Genomic DNA, 21,007 nt, shown 5'->3' with positions numbered 1-21,007 from the left:
GGGCAACCTGCGGTGCTCGCGGCCTGGGCGCATTGCACAACTCGCACCACTCACTGCGTTCGTTCAGCTCGGACAAGTGCAATGAGTCAGTTCACGAAGCGCGAGGTTCCCCGCGCCGCCCAGGCCACTGCGCTCCTCGGCGTGGGCACAGGGGTGGGAGCGGGGTCACACACGGGCCATCGCTGCGCTCGGCCGCCGCCCTTCTTGCCGACATGGATTTTTGACATGGATCTGGACTTCTCTCCCGTCTGGGGTGGCTGGGACGCGCTCGCGCGCGGCACGCTGGTCACCATCGAGATCACGGTCTGCGCGCTGCTGCTGGGCTGCGTGCTGGGGCTGCTGGTCGGCATCGGGCGCCTGAGCCCGCAGCGGCGCTGGCTCTACGCAGCCTGCACGGCCTATGTGACTGTGGTGCGCGGCACGCCCTTGCTGGTGCAGCTCTTCATCCTGTTCTTCGGCCTGCCGCATTTCGGCCTGCTGCTGCCGGCCTTCCTGTGCGGTGTGCTGGGCTTGGGCGTGTATTCGGGCGCCTATGTGTCGGAGATCGTGCGCGGCGCCATCCAGTCGATCAACCAGGGGCAGACCCTGGCCGCGCAGTCGCTGGGCATGACGGCGCCGACCGCCATGCGCCACATCATCCTGCCGCAGGCCGTGGTGCGCATGATCCCGCCGTTGGGCAACGAGTTCATCGCGCTGATCAAGAACTCGGCCCTGGTCTCGCTCTTGACCATCCACGACGTGATGCACGAGGGGCAGAAGATCATCAGCACGTCCTACCGCTCGCTGGAGGTCTACTTGGCGATTGCGGCTGTGTACTTCGCGCTCACGGGCACCGTGATGCTGGTGCTGCGGCACTTCGAACGGCGGCTGAGCCAGGGAGGGCTGGTGCGATGAGCGCGCAGGTGCACCGTTTCGACGTGGCGGCATTGCCTGCCACGCCCTGGAAGAACGGCGGCGGCAGCACGCGCGAGATCGCGAGCTGGCCGCCCGGCGCGGGCTTCGAGGGCTTTGACTGGCGCGTGTCGATCGCCAGCATCGCCGCCAGCGGCCCGTTCTCGCAGTTCGCGGGCGTGGACCGCATCATCACGCTGCTCGAGGGCGAGGGCGTGCGCCTGCACGGCGAAGACCTGGACCACCGCCTGGGTACGCCGCTGGCACCCTTCGCGTTCAGCGGCGACGCGCGCATCGACTGCACGCTGCTGGGCGGCGCCTGCAGCGATTTCAACGTGATGACGCGGCGCGGCCGGCTGCGCGCCGTGCTGCGCGTGCTGCACCGCGCGGCCGAGCTGCCCGCGGCCCCGCACGGCCTGCTCTTGGCCTGGCGCGGCCACTGGCGCGCAGGCGGCGAGGCGCTCTCACCCGGCCAGGGCCTGTGGCGGAGCGGTGCCACCACGGGCTGGGCCCTCGACACCGCGGACGCCGATGCGGCCTTGCTGGCCGTGCAATGGCGGGCCGCCCACTAGGAGACTGCATGCCTTCCTTTGACACCCTGCCTTCGGCCGACGGGCTGTGGACCGGCCTCACCGGCCTGGACGGGCAGCCCTGCGCCATCGCCGTGCAGGGCGGCCAGATCGCCTGGACCGGTGCGCCCGATGCCGTGCCGGCCGGGCACGCCGCCCTGCCGCAGCACGCGGGGCAGGGCGCACTCGTCACGCCCGGCCTCGTGGACTGCCACACCCACCTGGTCTACGGCGGCCAGCGGGCCAATGAGTTCGCCATGCGCCTGGCCGGCGCGAGCTACGAAGAGGTGGCCCAGGCCGGCGGCGGCATCGTCTCCAGCGTGCGCGCCACGCGCGAGGCCACCGAAGAGGAACTCTTCGCCAGCGCCTCGGCGCGGCTGCAGAGCCTCTTGGCCGAGGGCGTCTGCGCCATCGAGATCAAGTCGGGCTACGGCCTCGCGCTGGAACATGAGCGCAAGCAGCTGCGCGTGGCACGGCGCTTGGCCACTGCCCACGGCGTGACGGTGCGCACCACCTTCCTGGGCGCGCACGCGCTGCCGCCCGAGTACGTGGGCCGCAGCGGCGACTACATCGACCTGGTCTGCCGCGAGATGCTGCCGGCCCTGCATGCCGAAGGGCTGGTCGACGCGGTCGACGTGTTCTGCGAGCGCATCGCGTTCTCCCTGGCCGAGACCGAGCAGGTGTTCCGCGCCGCGCAGGCGCTGGGCATCCCGGTCAAGCTGCATGCCGAGCAGCTGTCGGACATGGGTGGCGCGGCGCTCGCGGCGCGCTACGGCGCGCTGTCGTGCGACCACATCGAGCACCTCTCGCAAGAGGGCATCGACGCCATGGCGGCCGCCGGCACCGTGGCCGTGCTGCTGCCGGGCGCCTACTACACGCTGCGCGACACGCAGCTGCCGCCCATCGCGGCGCTGCGCGCGGCCGGCGTGCCCATGGCCGTCTCGACCGACCACAACCCCGGCACCTCGCCGGCGCTCTCCTTGCTCTTGATGGCCAACATGGCCTGCACGCTGTTCCGGCTCACGGTGCCCGAGGCCATCGCCGGCATCACCACGCACGCGGCGCGCGCGCTGGGGCTGCAGGCCACGCACGGTGCCATCGCAGCCGGCATGCCGGCCAACTTCGTGCTGTGGAAGCTGCAGGACGCGGCCGAGCTGGCCTACTGGTTCGGCCAGCGCCCCGTGCGCTGCGTGGTGCGGCAGGGGCGGATCGCGGAGGGCGCAGCATGACCCGGTTGTTCGCCACGGATGCGCTGCTGCCCGGCGGTTGGGCGCGCGACGTGTTGCTGCAATGGGACGACACAGGGCGACTCACCGCGGTGCAGGTCGGCATGGTCCGACCCGGCGATGTCGATGCCACCGCAGGCCCGGTGATCCCTGGCACGCCCAACCTGCACTCGCACGCCTTCCAGCGCGGCATGGCCGGCCTGACCGAGTACCGCGGCGCCGCGCAAGACAGCTTCTGGAGCTGGCGCACGCTGATGTACCGCTTCGCGGGCCGGCTCGATCCGGCCCTGCTGGAGGCCATCGCCTTCGGCCTGTACGTGGAGATGCTGGAGGCCGGCTACACCAGCGTCTGCGAGTTCCACTACGTGCACCACGACCGCGGCGGCGCGCCCTATGCCGACGATGCCGAGCTCGCGCTGGCGCTGCTGCGCGCCGCGCAGCGCGCCGGCATCGGCCTCACGCTGCTGCCCGTGCTGTACCAGACCAGCGGCTTCGGCGGCAAGCCGCCGGGGGAGGGCCAGCGCCGCTTCATCCGCTCGACCGACAACATGCTGCGCCTGCTGGAGCGGCTGCATCCGCTCTGCGCCGCGCAGGGCGCGCGCCTGGGACTGGCGCCGCACTCCTTGCGCGCGGTACCGCCCGATGCGCTGCGCGAGGCCGTAGCCGGCCTGCACGCGCTCGGCGCCACGGCGCCCGTGCACATCCACATCGCCGAGCAGACGCAGGAGGTCGACGACTGCATCGCCTGGAGCGGCCAGCGCCCGGTGGCCTGGCTGCTCGACCACGCGCCCGTGGACGCGCGCTGGTGCCTGGTGCACGCCACCCACATGGATGCCGACGAATACCGCCGCGCCGCCGCCAGCGGCGCCGTGGCCGGCCTGTGCCCCAGCACCGAGGCCAACCTGGGCGACGGCCTGTTCGACTGGCCGGCCTGGCAGGCCGCGGGCGGCGCCTGGGGCGTGGGCTCGGACAGCCATGCCTGCGTCAATGCGGCCGAGGAGCTCATGCTGCTCGAATACGGTCAGCGCCTGGCCACGCGCCGGCGCAACGTGATGGCCACGCCGGCGCAGCCGCAGGTCGCGACAGCGATGACGCTGGCGGCCGTGGCCGGCGGCGCGCAGGCGGCCGGGCGCCCGGTGGCGGGCCTGGCCGTGGGCCAGCAGGCCGACTTCGTCACGCTGGACGCCCAGCACCCGGCGCTGGCCGGCCTGCCGGCGGCCGAGATGCTGTCGGCCCATGTGTTCGCCAGCCACCGCACGAGCGCGGTGAGCGCCGTCCATGTGGCGGGCCAGGCGCGCGTGCGCGCGGCGCGCCATGCCGCGCACCAGGACGCAACCCGCGGCCTGGTCGCGGCCCGTACCCAACTCCTCAAGGACAGCCCATGAGCTTTTCCACCACCGAAGCGCCGTTCCGCTTCCGCCAGGGCACCCGCCCGCTGCTGGTTTCCATGCCCCACGTGGGCACCCATGTGCCGCCCGCGCTGGCCGCGCGCTTCACGGCCGAGGCGCGCCAGGTGCCCGACACCGACTGGCACCTGGAGCGCCTGTACGACTTCGCCGATGCGCTGGGCGCCTCGGTGCTCGTGGCCACGCACAGCCGCTATGTGATCGACCTGAACCGTCCGCCCGACGGCGCCAGCCTGTACCCCGGCCAGAACGTCACCGGCCTGTGCCCCGTCGACACCTTCGACGACACGCCCGTCTACCTGGATCCGGCCGACCATCCCGGTGAGGCCGAGATCGCCGCGCGCCGCGATGCCATCTGGCATCCCTACCACGCCAAGCTGGCCGATGAACTGGCGCGCATCAAGGCGCAGCATGGCATCGCCATGCTGTGGGATGCGCACTCCATCCGCTCGGTGCTGCCGCGCTTCTTCGAAGGCAAGCTGCCCGACCTGAACCTGGGCACCGGCAAGGGCAGCAGCTGCGATCCGGCGCTGGCCGAGACGCTGCTGGGCATCGCCAGGCAGGCCACGGGCTACACCAGCGTCCTGAACGGCCGCTTCACCGGCGGCTACATCACGCGCCACCATGGCCGCCCGCAGGAGGGCCAGCACGCCGTGCAGCTGGAGCAGACCCAGAGCAGCTACATGCAGGAGGCGCTGCCCTTCGACTACCTGCCCGCCGTGGCCGCCGGCGTCCAACCGCACCTGCAGCGCATGCTGCAGGCCGTGCTGGCCTTCGCCGAGACGCGCCGGTGAGCGGCTTCATCGAGTCTCTGCGCGCGGCGCTGGGCGATGACGCGGTCGCCACCGGCGATGCCATTGCGCCCCGCCATCTGGCCGACTGGAGTGGCGTGCCGCCCGTGCGCCCGCTCGCGCTGCTGCGCCCGCGCAGCACCGCGCAGGTCAGCGTGGCGCTCCGGCTGTGCACGCAGCACCGCGTGCCCGTCGTGCCGCAGGGTGGCATGACCGGCCTGGCCGGCGCGGCCCAGCCAATGGCGCACGGTGTGGCCTTGTCGCTGGACCGCATGCAGGCCATCGAGCAGGTGGACGCCGCCACGCGCACGTTGACCGTGCAGGCCGGTGCCACCGTGCAATCCGTCCAGGAGGCGGCCAGCGCGCAGGGCCTGCTGTTCGGCGTGGACTTCGGCGCGCGCGGCTCGGCGCAGGTCGGCGGTGCGCTGGCGACCAACGCGGGGGGCAACGGCGTGCTGCGCTTCGGCATGATGCGCGAGCAGACGCTGGGCCTGGAGGTGGTGCTGGCCGATGGCGCGGTGCTGCCCATGCTGCGCCCCATGCAGAAGAACAACACGGGCTACGACCTCAAGCAGTTCTTCATCGGTGCCGAGGGCACGCTGGGCGTGATCACGCGCGCGCTGCTGCGGCTGCATCCCGCGCCCAGCGCACGCGCCACCATGCTGGCCGCCGTGCCCGACTACGACGCCGCGCTCGCGCTGCTGTCGCGCCTGCAGGCGCGGGCCGGCGCCGGCCTGGCGGCCTTCGAACTCATGTGGCGCGACTTCGTGCAGGCTGCGCTGGGTTGGCAGCAGCTGCGCGAGCCCTTCGACGCGCTGCACCCGCTGCTGGCCCTGGTCGACCTCGACGGCCCCGACGCCACACAGTTGCAGGCCGCGCTCGAAGACGTGCTCACCCCGGCCATGCAGGATGGCCTGGTGCTGGACGCCGCCATCGCCCAGTCCGAGGCCCAGGCCCGCGCCTTCTGGAAGATCCGCGAGGCCACGGCCGAGCTGCCCACCCACATGCATCCGCCCGTCAACTTCGACGTGAGCCTGCCCATGGCCGAGATCGGCCGCTTCGCCACCGCCTGCCGCGCCGCGCTCGACGCCCGCTGGCCGGGCCATGCGAGCGTGTTCTTCGGCCACATTGGCGACAGCAACCTGCATGTCTCCACCGACGCATCGACCATCGGCGGCGACGTCGAGGGCTTGGAGCACCTGGTCTACGACCTCGTCGGCGACTTCGCGGGCAGCGTCTCGGCCGAGCACGGCATCGGCCTGCACAAGAAGCCTTTTCTCGGCCGCAGCCGCACGCCGGCCGAGCTCGCGGCGATGCGCGCCATCAAGGGCGCGCTCGATCCGCTGCACCTCATGAACCCCGGAAAGATCTTCGACCGATGAGCACCCCTGACATGCTGGGCCTGGCCCGCCCCGAGGTGCCGCCGCTGCCCGTCTACAACGCCGGCCTGTCGTCGGATGCGGTGCGCACGCGCTACGGGGTGGACCGCATCGCCCGCCTGGGCAGCAACGAGAACCCCTACGGCCCCAGCCCGCGCGTGGCCGAGTCGCTGGCCGGCCTGGCGCAGCAGGTGCTGTGGTACTCGGACGCCGACAGCCAGGCACTGCGCGAGGCGCTGGCCCGGCGCTGCGGCGCCACGCCTGCGCAGATCGTCGTAGGCAACGGCTCCGAGTCCATCCTGCAGATGCTGTGCCTGGCGCTGCTCTCTCCCGGCGAGCGCGTGCTGGCGCAGCGCCCGGCCTTCGGCCTGCACGAGATCTACCCGCGCATGATGGGTGCCGAGGTCGAACTGCTGGACCTCACGCCCGCGCTCGGCTTCGATGTGGATGCCTGGTGCGCGGCGCTCGCGCGCGGCCCGAAGATCGCGATGCTGGCGAACCCCTCGAACCCGGTCGGCTGCATGTTCGACACCGCTGGCTTCGCGCGGCTGCTGGACGCCACGCCGGCCGGCACGCTGCTGGTCGTCGACGAGGCCTATGTGGAGTACGCGCGGCTCACGCCCGGCTTTCCGGATGCGCTGCCGATGCTGCGCGACTGGGGCGGCGCCTGGATCGTCCTGCGCACCTTCTCCAAGGCCTATGGCCTGGCGGGGCTGCGCGTGGGCTACGGCATCGCGTGCGATGCCACGCTCGTGCAGCTGCTGGACCGCGTGCGCACGCCGTTCGGCGTGAACCTGGCCGCACAGCTGGCCGCGCGCGCGGCGCTTAACGACGAAGTGCACATGCGCCAGGCCGTGGCGCGCACCGTGGTGCAGCGCGATGCCATGGTCCGCGCGCTCGAGGCCATGGGCCTGCGCGTGGCGCCCTCGGCCACGAATTTCCTGTTCGTCGACCTGGGCCGGCCGAACGGCCCAGTGAACGAGGCGCTGCTGGCCGCCGGCGTGATCGTCAAGCCCTGGAAGGACGCTGGCTTCACGCAGTTCCTGCGCATCACGGTCGGCACCGAGGAAGACAACGCGCTGTGCCTGCAGGCGCTGCGCAACGCACTGGCGGCCTGAGCGAGCCGTCCTGCATCGGCAGGATGCGCGCAAGGCGGAGCCTCGCGAAGCCGAAGGCGTCCTGGCAGCGTGCCCGAAAAAGTCCGGGCGCTGGACGGCTCGGCTGCTTACATCTTGCGCCAGCGGGCCAGGCGGTTGAGCCGGATCGGCGGGGGTAGTGCGGGGAGAGGCGCCGTGGTTTGCGTGAGGGTCGTCGTGCAGCGGCGACAAGCGGTGTGACAGCTTGCAACACGGTGCTAAGGTGCCGCGCCTCCGTCGCCCGCACCCGCACGCCACCACCATGAACGCCACCGCCCAGCTCGCGCTGACCCTTGCCTGCACCCTTGCCGCAAGCTCCCTGGCGCAGGCCGGCGAAGACTTCCAGGTGCGCTACAACCTGGCCGGAAGCCTGGGCGGCGAGATCTTCGCGCCGCCCGATCTGCAAGGCCTGACCGGCGGCATCGCGCTGACGCGCGTGGACATCCACAAGATCACAGGCAACGACGGCGAGCGGCTCACCCAGACCCTGCCGGGTGGCACCTTGCCGTTGCCGGCGCCCACGCCCGCGGCCCTGTACCCGACCTATGGCCCTGCCACCGGCGTCATCGATGCGCGGGGCTCGCTGGTGCAATGGAACCTGGGCCTGGCCTGGCTCAGCGCGGCACGCTACGGCGGCGGCCGGCTGGCGCTGGCCTTCAACCTGCCGTACGGCATCAAGAAGCAGGGCTTCGGCGCGCAAGCCACCACGCCCACGCTGAACTGGAACCCCGCCGTGCCGGCCGCCACGCAGGCCGCGGCGCAGGCCGGCTTCGACAAGCAGTTCCAGGGCACCGTCGCGGCCATGGCGGCTGCCGAAGGCGGCAACGTCTCCGACATCGGCGACATGGAACTGCACGCCGGCTGGCGCCATGCGGACGACCGGCTGCGCGTGCTGGCCGGCGCCTCGCTGGTGCTTCCCACCGGCCGCTACAACCAGGCCTCGGGCCCGGACATCGGCTTCGGCAACTTCTACACGCTGCGGCCCGTGGCCCAACTGGTCTACCTGCCGCGACCCGACATCGCACTGGCGGGCCGGGTCACCGTGGGCCTGAACACGCGCAACCGCGACAACGACCTGCGCAGCGGCAACTGGGCCAGCCTGGAGGCCGCGGTGGGCACCATGACGCGGCTGGGGCCGGTGGGCGTGCACGTGGTCCATGCCCAGCAGTTCCAGGACGACAGCGGCAACCGCTGGGGCCCCAGCCGCTACCGCTCGACCAACGCCGGCCTGTTCTGGACGACGCGCATCCCGGTGGTGGACACCGTGCTCACGCTGCAGCACATGGCCACCTTGCAATCGCGCAACGCCAAGAACGGCACCTACTCGCAGGTGCGCGTCAGCAAGAGCTTCTGAGCGGGCTCGGCACCGCCTTCCTGTGCCGGGCCATCCCGGCCGGGCGATGGCCCCGGCCAAGCCCTGGCGGCCCCGCGCCTCAGGCCGGCTGCTGGACCACCGACACGCCGTGCCGGCCCAGGCCCAGCGCCGTCTCGGCACCGGGCGCGAGCACGCGCTCCAGGTCAGACGACACCACGAACACCGGCCCCAGCGGCGTCTCGAAACCGTACTCGTAGAAGCCGCCCAGGTAGGCCGCCTTGCGCAGCGTGGCGGGCAGGCCGCCCGGCGCGCCGATCTGCCAGGCCTCGGGCCGCACGGCCACCTTGACGGGGCCGGCCGCCACCGGGTGCCTGGGGGTGAGCCGCAAAGGCCCGAGCGCGACGCGGCCATCGGCCTGGGCATGGGCGGGGAACACCATGGCCTCGCCCATGAACCCGGCCACGAATTCGCTCTGCGGACGGCTGTACAGCTCCTCGGGCGTGCCGCGCTGCGCGATCACGCCGTGGTCCATCACGATGATCTGGTCCGACACCGCGAGCGCCTCGCTCTGGTCGTGCGTGACATAGGCCACCGTGAGCTTCAGGCGCTGCTGGATGGCGCGGATCTCCTCGCGCATCTCGCGGCGCAGCCGCGCGTCCAGGTTGGACAGCGGCTCGTCGAACAGCAGCACCGCTGGCTCCAGCACCAGCGCGCGGGCCAGCGCCACGCGCTGCTGCTGGCCGCCCGAGAGTTCGCTGGGCAGCCGCGCGTTGAAGCCGACCAGGCCCACACCCTTGAGTGCGTCGCTGGCGCGCGCCGTGGCCTCGGGCTTGGTGGCGCCGCCCATGCGCAGGCCGTAGGCCACGTTCTCCACCACATTCATGTGCGGAAAGAGGGCGTAGCTCTGGAACATCATCGAGACGTTGCGATCGGCCGGGCCCAGCGTGGTCACGTCGCGCCCGCCCATGACGATCTTGCCGCCGGTGGGCGACTCCAGCCCCGCGATCATGCGCAAGGTGGTCGTCTTGCCGCAGCCCGAGGGGCCGAGGATGGTGGTCAGCGTGCCCTGCGGCACCTCGAAGCTGATGCCCTTGACGGCCAGGGGCGCGCTGGCGTCCGTGCCGTAGCGCTTGGTGACGTTGTGGAACTCTATTCCGTTCATACCGATTCCATCTTGTGGTGCCCCTGGTGTGCCGGCGTTTTGCGCCGGCCCAGCTTGCGTTCGCCGACGACGAACTGGATCAGCGCGATCGCCAGCGACATCAGCACGATCAGTACCGTGCAGTAGGCCAGCGCCACGCCGTAGTCGCCGTTGCCCACGCGGCCGATGATGTAGGTGGTGGCCAGCTCGTTCTCGGCCGTGACCAGGAAGATCACGGCGCTCACGGTGGTCATGGCGCGCACGAAGCTGTAGACCAGCGCCGCCACCAGCGCCGGCTTGAGCAGCGGCAGCACCACGCGGAACAGCGTCTGCGCGGTGGAGGCGCGCAGCATCAGCGAGGCCTCGTCGAGCGAGCGGTCGAGCTGCTTGAACGCCGCCGTGCCGGCGCGCACGCCCACCGGCAGGTTGCGGAACATGAAGCACAGGATGATGATCAGCCCGCTGCCCGTGAGTTCCAGCGGCGGCACGTTGAAGGCCAGGATGTAGCTCACGCCCAGCACCGTGCCCGGGATCGCAAACGCCAGCAGCGCCGCGAACTCGAAGGCGCCCTGGCCCTTGAACTCGTTGCGCGCCAGCAGCCAGGCGATGAGCAGGCCCAGCGCCGCCGTGATCGGCGCCGAGATGCCCGCCAGCTTCAGCGTCGTGATCAGCGAGTTCCAGGCCGTGCCGGCCCAGACCAGGCCGAACTGTCCCCACTCCAGCGCGAAGGCCGTGGTGAAGTGCTTGAGCGTGGGCGTGTAGTCGCGGCCCCAGGTCTGCACGAAGCCGCCCGCGAACGCGAACAGGTAGACCACCACCGTGAACGCGATCCAGGGCAGGGCCACGCTGTAGCACGCACGGCGCACGCCATCGGGCAGCGCCATGGCGATGCCGGCATCGCCCTTGCCGCTGACCGTGGTGTAGTTCTGCTTGCCCAGCACGCCGCGCTGCAGCGCGAAAACCGCCAGCGCGAAGATGGTCAGCACCCAGGCCAGCGACGCCGCGCGGCCCGCGTCGTACTGCGCCCCGACGATCGCGAAGAAGATGTCGGTGGACAGCACGCTGTACTGGCCGCCGACGATCACCGGGTTGCCGAAGTCGGCGATGCTCTCGATGAAACCCACCAGAAAGGCGTTCGCCAGCCCGGGCTTGAGCAGCGGCAGCGTGACCGTGAAGAAGGTGCGGCGCCGGTCGGCGCGCAGCATCTGCGCCGCTTCTTCCAGGCTGGGCGCGATGCCCTGCACCACACCGCGCATGATCATGAAGGCGATGGGCGTGAAGGCGAACAGCTGCGCCGTCAGGATGCCGGGCAGGCCATAGAACCAGCGCGTGGGCTGCAGGCCGAACCAGCTCTCCAGCAGCTGGTTGACCACGCCGGCGCGGCCGAACAGGAGGATCAGCCCCAGGCTGACGACGAAGGGCGGCGTGATGATGGGCAGCAGCGCAATCACGCGCAGCGGCCCCTGCAGGCGCCGGTTGCCGCGCTCGGCCATCAACGCGATCATGGTGCCGAGGATGGTCGTGCCGGTGGCCGTCAGCAAGGCCAGCAGCAGCGTGTTCCAGGCCACGCCGCAGCTGGTGCCGCCGGCCACGCAGCCCAGGCCCCAGATGCGTTCGGTGAACACCCGCTCGAAGAAGGCGCCGAGGGACCATCCGCCGTCTTCCAGCAGGAAGGCGCCGGCCAGCGCCTTGCCCACCGGGTAGGCGATGAACAGCGCCATCAGCACCCCGCAGCCGATCACCGCGCCCGAGACGAACAGGTCGCCGCGGAAGAAGCCCAGCCGCGCGAGGCCGAAGGCCGCCAGCAGGACCAGCGCCACCAGCGCGACGAAGCCGCCCGCGCCGATGCCGAACTGGTTGGTCGCGAGTTCGCCGAATGCGGTGTTCAGCGCCGCCACGCTCCAGCCGCGCGCGCCGATGGTGAAGCCCGCGATCGCCAGGCCCGCCGCGCCGAGCAGGCCGCCGATCAGCAGCCAGCGCCCCTGGCCGCGGCCCGGCGGCTGCACCGCGCCGACCGCGCAGAGCGCGAGGCCGGCCACGCCGAACAGCAGCCAGGGGCGGTTCTGCCCGAACGCCTGCAGCAGGCCGTTGGCGGCGTCACCGGCAGAGAAGATGCCGGGCAGGGCCTCGTACCAGCTGGTGTCCTGGATGGCATACCAGGGCAGGGCGACATAGGCGAGAAGACCCGCCGCGACACAGATCCAGGCCGCGGCGTTGGGTTTGCGGGAGAGCACTTAGCGCGGCAGCGAGTTGACGTCCTTCTCCCAGCGCGCGATCAAGCGCCGCCGCTCCGCGCTCGCGCCGTACTTCTTGTAGTCGTAGTCGATCATCTTGATCTTCTTGAAGTCCGGCACGTTCGGGTCCACCGCTGTCGCCTTGTTCGATGGCAGCTGGTACTGCTTGGACGCGGCGCCGAAGGCCTGGGCGCCGGGGCTCAACGCCCACTCGTAGAACTTCTTGGCCTGCTCGAGGTTGCGCGCGCCCTTGATGATGCTCATGGAGCCGATCTCGGCACCCGTGCCCTCGCTGGGCGTGGTGGTCTCGACGGGGAAGCCCTGCATGCGCTCCTGCGGCGCGTCGTGCACGAAGCTGATGGACACCGCGGTCTCGCCGCGCGCCACGGCCTTGATCGGCCCGGTGCCCGAGCGCGTGTACTGGCCCACGTTCCTGTGCAGGCCCTTCAGGTACTCGAACGCCTTGTCCTCGCCCATCAGCTGCACCAGCGTGGCGATCATGGTGTAGGCCGTGCCGCTCGATGCCGGGTTGGCGACCTGGATGTCGCCCTTGTACTCGGGCTTGAGCAGGTCGGCCCAGGCCTTGGGCGCGGCCAGCTTTTTCTTGGCCAGCAGCTCGGTGTTGTAGCCGAAGCCCAACGGGCCGGAGTAGATGCCCACGGTCTTGAAGCCGGACTGCTGGGCCTGCTGCTGCGCCCACGGGTACAGCTGCGCCAGCGAAGGCGACTTGTACTCCAGCGTGAGGCCCTGCTCGGCGGCCTGCAGGTGCGGGTCGCCGGTGCCGCCGAACCACACGTCGGTCTTGGGGTTCTCCTTCTCGGCGATCAGCTGGGCCAGGGCCTCGCCCGAGCCCTTGAGGGCGAGGTTGATCTTCACGCCCGTGGTCTTTGCGTAGACCGTGGCGATCATGTTGCACCAGTCGGCCTGGACCGAGCAGATGACGTTGACCTGCTGGGCCGAGGCGCCCGCGCAAGCTGCCAGCAAGGCGCCGGCGAGGAAGATGTTGTGGATGGTTTTCATGGCGCTGCGGCTTGTGCGGAACAAGTGAAACGGCCCGCGGCATCAGGGCTGCGGGCCGCTGCAGAGCCTAGCAATGTGTCAGTGGTGGGACATTGGTGGCAACCCGGGCGGGTCAGCGTACCGGCCTGTCGTGCTCTTCCTCGGGGCTCAGGGGCTGCACGCCGCTCTTGCGCAGCCAGGCCCGGTACTCGCGCCGGCGCTTGCGGCGCTCTTCGTTCCGGGCGCGCCGCTTCATGCGGATGCGCCGGATGAACAAGGCCACCGTGATGGCCGCCAGCCCGCCCAGGATCAGCAGAAAGGACCAGTCGACGACAAACACCTGGCCGATGTCTTCATTCATGGGTGGCGGTGCTCAGCAGGAGGGTCGGGACCCCGGTTGTACCACCGCCGGGTGGCGGTCGCGGCCTTGGCCTACAAGGGCTGCGGCAGCTGTCCGCTCGCCGCGCGCTGCCGCGTCTCCGACAGTGTCTCGGATGCAGCACACCGCAGCCACGCTTTCCACCGACGCCGCGCTGGCGCAACATGACCTGCACTATTTTCGCGAGGGCACGCACACCGCGCTGGCCGGCCGGCTCGGTGCAACGCTGCGGCCGGGCGGGCAGGGGGCGCACTTCGTGGTCTGGGCGCCCAATGCCAGCGCCGTCAGCGTGATCGGCGAGTGGAACGGCTGGCAGGCCGGCGCCGAGCCGCTGGCGCGGCGCGAGGACGGCAGCGGCATCTGGGAGGGCGAGGCCCCCGCGGCCCGCCATGGCCAGAGCTACAAATACCGCATCGTGACGGCCACGGGCCAGCCGCTCGACAAGGCCGACCCGTATGCGCTGGCCGCCGAGCTGCCCCCGGCCACCGCGTCGCGGCTGTGGTCGCTGGAATTCGACTGGAGCGACGCTGGCTGGATGTCGGGCCGTGGCGAGCGCCAGGCCGCCGACGCGCCGATGTCCATCTACGAGGTGCACCCCGGCTCCTGGCGCCGCGACGACGGCCAGTTCCTGGGTTGGCGCGCGCTGGCCCAGGCGCTCGGCGACCATGTGCAGGCCATGGGCTTCACGCACGTGGAACTCATGCCCGTGACCGAGCACCCGTTCTACGGCTCCTGGGGCTACCAGACCACGGGCTACTTCGCGCCCACGGCGCGCTACGGCACGCCGCAGGACCTCAAGTTCTTCATCGACCACCTGCACCAGCTCGGCATCGGGGTGATCCTGGACTGGGTGCCCTCGCACTTCCCGACCGACGCGCACGGCCTGCAGGCCTTCGACGGCACGCACCTGTACGAGCATGCCGATCCGCGCCAGGGCTTCCATCCCGAGTGGAACTCCAGCATCTTCAACTACGGCCGCAACGAGGTGCGCAGCTTCCTGCTGTCGTCTGCGCTGTTCTGGCTGCGCGAGTACCACTTCGACGGGCTGCGCGTGGACGCCGTGGCCTCCATGCTCTACCTGGACTACGCACGCAAGCACGGCGAGTGGATTCCCAACCAGTTCGGCGGCCGCGAGAACTTGGAGGCCGTGCACTTCCTGCGCACGCTCAACGCGGCCGTGGCGCGCGAGCTGCCCGGTGCGCTGGTGATCGCCGAGGAATCGACCGCCTGGCCCGGCGTTTCGCACCCCGCCGATGAGGGCGGCCTGGGTTTCTCGATGAAGTGGAACATGGGCTGGATGCACGACACGCTCAAGTACTTCGGCCTGGACCCGGTCTACCGCAAGCACCACCAGGGCCAGCTCAGCTTCTCGCTGGTCTACGCCTTCCATGAGCGCTTCGTGCTGCCGCTCTCGCACGACGAGGTGGTTTACGGCAAGGGCTCGCTGCTGGGCCGCATGCCGGGCGATGCCTGGCGCAAGTTCGCCAACCTGCGCGCGCTGTTCGGCTTCATGTGGGGCCACCCGGGCAAGAAGCTGCTGTTCATGGGCGGCGAGTTCGGCCAGGGCCGCGAATGGGCGCACGAGGGCGAGCTGGATTGGGCGCAGTCGCGCGAACCCTCGCACGCCGGCGTGGCCAAGCTGGTGGGCGACTTGAACCGCCTGTACCGCGCCGAACCGGCCCTGCACCGCCTGGACTTTGCTTCCGAGGGCTTCGCCTGGGTTGCGCAGGACGACAGCCAGGCCAGCGTGTTCGCGTTCCTGCGCAAGGGAGCCGATGGCGATCCCCCCGTGCTGGTCGTCAGCAACCTCACCCCCGTGCCGCGCTATGGTTACCGGCTCGGCGTGCCGCTGCCTGGCCTGTGGCAGGAACTGCTCAACACCGACGCCCAGGATTACGGCGGTGCCGGCCTGGGCAACTACGGCGGCGTGCACGCCAGCGACGAAGGCGCGCACGGCCACGCCCATTCGCTGGCGCTGACCCTGCCGCCCCTGTCCACCCTGATGTTCCGCCCGGAACCGGATGCCCATGCCGACTGAAGCCCAAGCCGACAAGAAGCCGCGCCGCCCGCGCGCCAAGCCAGCAGCCGCGGTGCCTGCCACCGACTTGCCAGCCGCAGCTGCAGCCACACCAGCCCCAGCCGCGCCCGCCGGGCCGGTGGTGGATCTGCCCGACGAAGGGCAGGCCCGGGCCGTGATCGATGCCGTGCTGCCTCAGGTGGACGCCGGCCGCTTCGCGGTCAAGCGCGTGGTCGGCGAGGCGCTGGCCGTCACCGCGCACGCCTTCACCGACGGCCATGACAAGGTGCGGGTGAGGCTCTGCCTGCGCAAGGAAGGGGCCGACGCCTGGCAGGAAACCGAGATGCAGGCCGTGGGCAACGACGTCTGGTCGGCCGCGTGCACGCCGGATGCCCAGGGCCGCTGGCGCTACACCGTCTGCGCCTGGGTCGACCACTTCCAATCGTGGCGCGCCGAGCTGCTTCGCCGCTTGGACCTGGCCGACATCCTGATCGCCGCGCGTGTGGGCGCCGAGCTCGTGCGCCAGGCCTCCGAGCGCGCCGAGGGCGACGACCGCGCCCGGCTCGCCCGCCTGGCCGAGAACCTGCGCAGCCGTGCCGAGCAGGCCGGCCGCGCCACCATCGCCGAGATGGACTCGGTCTCGCAGGAGGTCGCTTCGATCAAGGCCGCGGCGCTCAGCGAAGACCTGGCCGCGCTGGCCGATCTCTACCCGGACCGCAGCCACGCCGTCTGGTGGAGCCCCGAGGGCCTGCCGCTGGTGGTCGACCGCGAGCGCGCCGCGTTCAGCAGCTGGTACGAGATGTTCCCGCGCTCCGCCGCGCTGGAGGAAGGCCGCCACGGCACCTTCAAGGACGTGCAGGCGCGCCTGCCCTATGTGGCCGAGATGGGCTTCGACGTGCTGTACCTGCCGCCGATCCACCCCATCGGCCGGGCGCGCCGCAAGGGACGCAACAACACGCTGGTCGCCCAGGAAGGCGACGTCGGCAGCCCCTGGGCCATCGGCGCCGAAGAGGGCGGCCACAAGGACGTGCTGCCGGCACTCGGCACGCCCGAGGACTTCCGCGAACTGGTGCGCGCCGCCAACGCGCTGGGCATCGAACTCGCTCTGGACATCGCCTTCCAGTGCGCGCCCGACCACCCCTATGTGAAAGCGCACCCGGACTGGTTCCGCAAGCGGCCGGACGGCAGCGTGCAGTACGCCGAGAACCCGCCCAAGAAGTACCAGGACATCTACCCGTTCGACTTCGAGACGCCGGACTGGCGCGCGATGTGGCTGGAACTCAAGAGCGTGTTCGACCACTGGATCGGCGAGGGCGTGCGCATCTTCCGCGTCGACAACCCGCACACCAAGGCCTTCGCGTTCTGGGAATGGGTGATCACGGCGGTCAAGGCCGAGCACCCCGACGTGCTGTTCCTGGCCGAGGCCTTCACGCGGCCCAAGGTCATGCACCGGCTGGCCAAGCTGGGCTTCTCGCAGAGCTACACCTACTTCACCTGGCGCAACGACCGCCACGAGTTGATGGAGTACTTCACCGAGCTGGCGCACGGCCCCGGTGCCGACTACTACCGCCCCAACGCCTGGCCCAACACGCCCGACATCCTCAACGAGCACCTGCACCACGGCCCAAGGGCCATCTTCATGAGCCGGCTGGTGCTGGCGGCCACGCTCTCGGCCAGCTACGGCATCTACGGCCCGCCGTACGAGCTGCTGCAGGGTGAACCGGTCAAGCCGGGCAGCGAGGAGTACATGGACTCCGAGAAGTACCAGGTGCGGCATTGGGGCGAGCTCACGCTGGACCGCCCGGACAGCATCGCCGGCTTCATCGCCACCGTGAACCGCATCCGCAAGGAGAACGCGGCGCTGCACTCCAACGCCTCGCTGCGCTTCTTCGACACCAGCAACCCCTACCTGATCGCGTACGCCAAGCGCGACGCGGACGGCCGCAACGCCGTGCTGACGGTGGTCAACATCGACGCCACCTTCACGCAGAGCGGCTGGGTCCATGTGGACGCGGCCTGGCTCGGCGCGGACGGCGGCAGCTTCGTGGCAGAAGACCTGCTGACGGGCCAGTCGTTCCAGTGGCAGGATGGCGGCAATTTCGTGATGCTGGTCCCGTCCCAGATGCCGGCACACGTGATCAAGATCAGAGGGAACGCATGAAGAACCCAGAACAGGCGGCCGCTGCCGACAGCGTCCCACACCTGCCCGAAGCGGGGCAGGGCCCGGTCACGCCCGTCACCGACGAGGCCCTGTGGTACCAGGACGCGGTGATCTACCAGCTCAACGTCAAGGCCTTCGTCGATTCGAACGCCGATGGCGTGGGCGACTTCAAGGGCGTGACGAGCAAGCTGGATTACGTCAAGGACCTGGGCGTCAACACCATCTGGCTGATGCCGTTCTATCCCTCGCCGCTGCGCGACGACGGCTACGACATCGCCAGCTACATGGACGTGCACCCGCAGTACGGCACGCTGGACGATTTCAAGGAGATGCTGGCGGAGGCGCACAAGCGCGACCTCAAGGTCATCACCGAACTCGTCATCAACCACACCTCGGACCAGCACCCCTGGTTCCAGCGTGCGCGCAAGGCGCCGCCGGGCTCGCCCGAGCGCGACTTCTACGTCTGGAGCGACACCGACCAGAAGTACCAGGGCACGCGCATCATCTTCACCGACACCGAGACCAGCAACTGGACCTACGACCCGGTTGCCAAGGCCTACTTCTGGCACCGGTTCTTCAGCCACCAGCCCGACCTGAACTTCGACAACCCGGCCGTGCTGGAGGCGGTGTTCGAGGTCATGCGCTTCTGGCTCGACCTGGGCGTGGACGGATTCCGGCTCGATGCGATTCCCTACCTGATCGAGCGCGAGGGCACGAACAACGAGAACCTGCCCGAGACGCACGCCATCCTGAAGCAACTGCGCGCGGCCATCGACGCCAAGTACACCAACCGCTTCGTGCTGGCCGAGGCCAACCAGTGGCCGGAAGACGTGCGCGAGTACTTCGGCGATGGCGACGAGTGCCACATGGCCTACCACTTCCCGCTGATGCCGCGCATGTACATGGCCATCGCGCAGGAAGACCGCTTCCCGCTGATCGAGATCATGCAGCAGACGCCGGACATCCCGCAGAGCTGCCAGTGGGCCATCTTCCTGCGCAACCACGACGAGCTGACGCTGGAGATGGTGACCAGCAAGGAGCGCGACTACATGTACAGCACGTACGCGGCCGACCCGCGTGCGCGCATCAACGTCGGCATCCGGCGGCGGCTGGCGCCGCTGATGGACAACGACAGCGACCGCATCAAGCTCATGAACAGCATGCTGCTGTCCATGCGCGGCTCGCCCATCGTCTACTACGGCGACGAGATCGGCATGGGCGACAACGTGTTCGTGGGCGACCGCAACGGCGTGCGCACGCCGATGCAGTGGAGCCCCGACCGCAACGCCGGCTTCTCGCGCGCCGACCCGCAGCGCCTGTACCTGCCGCCCATCATGGACGCCATCTACGGCTACGAGGCGCTCAACGTCGAGCAGCAGCAGCGCGAGCCCGCCTCGCTGCTCAACTGGATGCGCCGCATGCTGGCCGTGCGCGGCACCAGCAAGGCCTTCGGCCGTGGCGACATGGTGTTTCTGAAGCCCGGCAACCGCAAGATCCTGGCCTACCTCCGCGCCTATGGCGACGAGGTCATCCTGTGCGTGGTCAACCTGTCGCGCTCGGCACAGCCGGCCGAGCTCGACCTCTCCCTGTTCAAGGGCCGCGTGCCGGTGGAGATGCTGGGCCGCACCGCCTTCCCGCCCATCGGCGAGCTGCCCTACCTGATGACTATCGCGGCGCACGGCTTCTACTGGCTGCGCCTGGCCACCGACGTGGCCGTGCCCAGCTGGCACCAGGAGATGCTGCCGGCCGAAGACCGGCCCGTGCTCGTGCTGTTCGACGGCTGGGCCAGCCTGTTCCGCGACCAGGTCGTGCCCTGGCGCATCGGCATGGCGGTCAAGACGCGCCAGCAGTTCGAGAACGAGATCCTGCCGCGCCACATCGAGACGCAGCGCTGGTACGCCAGCAAGGGCACCCCTGTGCAGCGCGCCCGCATGGTGCAGCACGCCCTGTGGGAGCAGGGCGACGACGGTTGGCTGCTGCCGCTGGTGGAGCTCGACGGCCCGGCCGATTCCGTCTACTTCGCGCCGCTCGCGCTGGCCTGGGAGGAGCGTGAGGAAGAGCGCTACCGCGCGTTCGGTCCGGCAGCGGTGGCCCGCGTGCGCCAGCAGGCCGAGGTCGGCTACATGGCCGACGCCTTTGCCGACGAGCGCTTCTGCCGTGCCGTGATCGCCGCCATCGGTGCAGGCCGCGCGCTGGCCACCGGCACCGGCAGCATCCGCTTCGTGGCAACCCGTGCCTTTGCCGAACTGGCCGGTGCCGACATCGCACAGCTGCCCGTGGCGCGGCCGCAGGCGCAGAGCAGCAACACCATCGTCATGGTGGACGAGCGCCTGTTCCTCAAGGGCTACCGGCGCATCCGCAAGGGCGTCAACCCCGAGTTCGAGGTCGGCCGCTTCCTGACCGAGGTCGCGAAGTTCCCCCAGTGCGCACCCGTGGCGGGCGCCGTGGAGTTCGTCGCCGCCGACGGCAGCATCAGCACGCTGGCGCTGCTGCAGGCCCACATCGAGAACCAGGGCGATGGCTGGGCCTACCTGGTGGGCTACCTGGAGCGCCACCTGGAGGAACTGCGCACGCCCGTGGCCGCGGCCATGCCCGACGACGTGCACGGTGCCCACCTCGCGCTGATGCAGACCTTGGGCAGGCGCACCGCCGAACTGCACCTGGCGCTGGGCACGCGCAGCGGCGATGCGGCCTTCGACCCCGAGCCGCTGGCCACGGCCGACGTGGTGGCCTGGCGCGAGCAGACGCAGGCCGACCTGCAGCAAAGCCTCACCCTGCTGCAGACCGGCCTCGGCCGCCTGCCGGCCGGCGTGCAGGACGACGCGCGCGCCGTGCTGGCCTCGAGCACCGCGCTGGCGCAGCGCATCGCTGCGGGCGGCGTGCTGGAGAACGAAGGCCAGAAGATCCGCATCCATGGCGACTACCACCTGGGCCAGGTGCTGCTCACGCGCAACGACTTCGTCATCGTCGACTTCGAAGGCGAGCCGGGCCGCGAGTTCGCCGAACGCCGGGCCAAGCAGTCGCCGCTGCGCGACGTGGCCGGCATGCTGCGCTCCTTCGACTACGCGCGGGCCGTGGCGCTGCGCCAGGCCGCCCACACACCCGAGGAGGCGGCCCCCATGGCCGCGCCGGCGCGCGAGTGGGAGGCCGCCTCGCGCGCGGCCTTCCTGCAAAGCTACCGCGACACCCTGGCCGGCACGCCGCTGGCCATCTCCGACCAGGCGCTGAGCCTGCTCGCGCTGTTCGAACTCCAGAAGGCCTTGTACGAGCTGCGCTACGAGCTCGAGAACCGGCCGGACTGGGTCTCCATCCCGCTCGCGGGCATCCTGGCGCTCGCCCAGCTGCCTGCAGCCTGAACGAAAA

Annotated in this window: 15 protein-coding genes; 11 read left to right on the top strand and 4 right to left on the bottom strand. The window is 70.5% G+C overall.

Features of this window, described 5'->3' with window-relative positions; all coding sequences use genetic code 11:
* The first annotated feature begins 225 nt into the window (after positions 1-225).
* The 8 genes from DES41_RS25235 (at position 226) to DES41_RS25200 (ending at position 8,752) form a co-directional block, all read left to right on the top strand.
* Complete coding sequence (locus tag DES41_RS25235) at positions 226-894, top strand: amino acid ABC transporter permease (protein ID WP_114470408.1); 669 nt, start codon at positions 226-228, stop codon at positions 892-894.
* Entirely contained in the window at positions 891-1,463 is a 573-nt protein-coding gene (locus DES41_RS25230; RefSeq protein ID WP_114470407.1) for a HutD/Ves family protein, read from the top strand. Before DES41_RS25235 ends, DES41_RS25230 begins: the two co-directional genes overlap by 4 nt.
* A gap of 8 nt (positions 1,464-1,471) precedes the next feature.
* Positions 1,472-2,689 (top strand): imidazolonepropionase, encoded by a 1,218-nt coding sequence (gene hutI, locus DES41_RS25225; protein WP_114470406.1) that lies wholly within the window; start codon positions 1,472-1,474, stop codon positions 2,687-2,689.
* Entirely contained in the window at positions 2,686-4,071 is a 1,386-nt protein-coding gene (locus DES41_RS25220) for a formimidoylglutamate deiminase (protein WP_114470405.1), read from the top strand. Before hutI ends, DES41_RS25220 begins: the two co-directional genes overlap by 4 nt.
* Entirely contained in the window at positions 4,068-4,886 is an 819-nt protein-coding gene (gene hutG, locus DES41_RS25215; RefSeq protein ID WP_114470404.1) for an N-formylglutamate deformylase, read from the top strand. The genes DES41_RS25220 and hutG overlap by 4 nt, the downstream gene beginning before the upstream one ends.
* A 17-nt stretch (positions 4,887-4,903) precedes the next feature.
* Complete coding sequence (locus DES41_RS25210) at positions 4,904-6,265, top strand: FAD-binding oxidoreductase (protein ID WP_425466394.1); 1,362 nt, start codon at positions 4,904-4,906, stop codon at positions 6,263-6,265.
* Positions 6,262-7,380, top strand: coding sequence for a histidinol-phosphate transaminase (hisC, locus tag DES41_RS25205; RefSeq protein ID WP_114470402.1), 1,119 nt, complete (start codon positions 6,262-6,264; stop codon positions 7,378-7,380). Before DES41_RS25210 ends, hisC begins: the two co-directional genes overlap by 4 nt.
* 280 nt (positions 7,381-7,660) lie before the next feature.
* A complete protein-coding gene (locus DES41_RS25200) occupies positions 7,661-8,752 on the top strand; it encodes a transporter (RefSeq protein ID WP_114470401.1) in 1,092 nt (363 codons plus the stop codon).
* A 79-nt stretch (positions 8,753-8,831) separates the two neighbouring features.
* Here the strand turns inward: DES41_RS25200 and DES41_RS25195 are convergent, their stop codons facing one another.
* From DES41_RS25195 to DES41_RS25180, 4 genes are all read right to left on the bottom strand, one after another.
* The gene (locus DES41_RS25195) at positions 8,832-9,875 is read right to left on the bottom strand and encodes an ABC transporter ATP-binding protein (RefSeq protein ID WP_114470400.1); all 1,044 of its coding nucleotides are present in this window, start codon (positions 9,873-9,875) and stop codon (positions 8,832-8,834) included.
* On the bottom strand, positions 9,872-12,088 hold the full coding sequence (locus tag DES41_RS25190; RefSeq protein ID WP_114470399.1) for an ABC transporter permease: 2,217 nt from the start codon (positions 12,086-12,088) through the stop codon (positions 9,872-9,874). The genes DES41_RS25195 and DES41_RS25190 overlap by 4 nt, the downstream gene beginning before the upstream one ends.
* Positions 12,089-13,108, bottom strand: a complete 1,020-nt coding sequence (locus DES41_RS25185) for an ABC transporter substrate-binding protein (RefSeq protein WP_114470398.1) — start codon at positions 13,106-13,108, stop codon at positions 12,089-12,091.
* Between the two features lie 112 nt (positions 13,109-13,220).
* Positions 13,221-13,448, bottom strand: coding sequence for a hypothetical protein (locus DES41_RS25180; protein WP_114470397.1), 228 nt, complete (start codon positions 13,446-13,448; stop codon positions 13,221-13,223).
* Positions 13,449-13,581: 133 nt separating this feature from the next.
* Between DES41_RS25180 and glgB the strand changes: the two genes are divergently transcribed.
* From glgB to treS, 3 genes are read left to right on the top strand one after another with little or no spacing between them, the layout of a single operon-like run.
* Positions 13,582-15,504, top strand: coding sequence for a 1,4-alpha-glucan branching protein GlgB (gene glgB, locus DES41_RS25175; protein WP_114470396.1), 1,923 nt, complete (start codon positions 13,582-13,584; stop codon positions 15,502-15,504).
* On the top strand, positions 15,488-17,644 hold the full coding sequence (locus tag DES41_RS25170) for an alpha-1,4-glucan--maltose-1-phosphate maltosyltransferase (RefSeq protein ID WP_425466390.1): 2,157 nt from the start codon (positions 15,488-15,490) through the stop codon (positions 17,642-17,644). The genes glgB and DES41_RS25170 overlap by 17 nt, the downstream gene beginning before the upstream one ends.
* On the top strand, positions 17,641-21,000 hold the full coding sequence (gene treS, locus DES41_RS25165) for a maltose alpha-D-glucosyltransferase (RefSeq protein WP_114470395.1): 3,360 nt from the start codon (positions 17,641-17,643) through the stop codon (positions 20,998-21,000). The genes DES41_RS25170 and treS overlap by 4 nt, the downstream gene beginning before the upstream one ends.
* Positions 21,001-21,007 lie beyond the last annotated feature (7 nt).

This window comes from Pseudorhodoferax soli, from assembly GCF_003337555.1.
Lineage (GTDB): Bacteria > Pseudomonadota > Gammaproteobacteria > Burkholderiales > Burkholderiaceae_C > Pseudorhodoferax > Pseudorhodoferax soli.
Note: the sequence above shows the minus strand (reverse complement) of the source record. Positions and strands in the feature narration are given on the sequence as shown.

Coding starts and splice junctions, on each gene's coding strand:
- DES41_RS25235 (WP_114470408.1), top strand. CDS start 226: ATGGATCTGGACTTCTCTCCCGTCTGGGGTGGCTGGGACGCGCTCGCG.
- DES41_RS25230 (WP_114470407.1), top strand. CDS start 891: ATGAGCGCGCAGGTGCACCGTTTCGACGTGGCGGCATTGCCTGCCACG.
- hutI (WP_114470406.1), top strand. CDS start 1,472: ATGCCTTCCTTTGACACCCTGCCTTCGGCCGACGGGCTGTGGACCGGC.
- DES41_RS25220 (WP_114470405.1), top strand. CDS start 2,686: ATGACCCGGTTGTTCGCCACGGATGCGCTGCTGCCCGGCGGTTGGGCG.
- hutG (WP_114470404.1), top strand. CDS start 4,068: ATGAGCTTTTCCACCACCGAAGCGCCGTTCCGCTTCCGCCAGGGCACC.
- hisC (WP_114470402.1), top strand. CDS start 6,262: ATGAGCACCCCTGACATGCTGGGCCTGGCCCGCCCCGAGGTGCCGCCG.
- DES41_RS25200 (WP_114470401.1), top strand. CDS start 7,661: ATGAACGCCACCGCCCAGCTCGCGCTGACCCTTGCCTGCACCCTTGCC.
- DES41_RS25195 (WP_114470400.1), bottom strand. CDS start 9,875: ATGAACGGAATAGAGTTCCACAACGTCACCAAGCGCTACGGCACGGAC.
- DES41_RS25185 (WP_114470398.1), bottom strand. CDS start 13,108: ATGAAAACCATCCACAACATCTTCCTCGCCGGCGCCTTGCTGGCAGCT.
- DES41_RS25180 (WP_114470397.1), bottom strand. CDS start 13,448: ATGAATGAAGACATCGGCCAGGTGTTTGTCGTCGACTGGTCCTTTCTG.
- glgB (WP_114470396.1), top strand. CDS start 13,582: ATGCAGCACACCGCAGCCACGCTTTCCACCGACGCCGCGCTGGCGCAA.
- DES41_RS25170 (WP_425466390.1), top strand. CDS start 15,488: ATGCCCATGCCGACTGAAGCCCAAGCCGACAAGAAGCCGCGCCGCCCG.
- treS (WP_114470395.1), top strand. CDS start 17,641: ATGAAGAACCCAGAACAGGCGGCCGCTGCCGACAGCGTCCCACACCTG.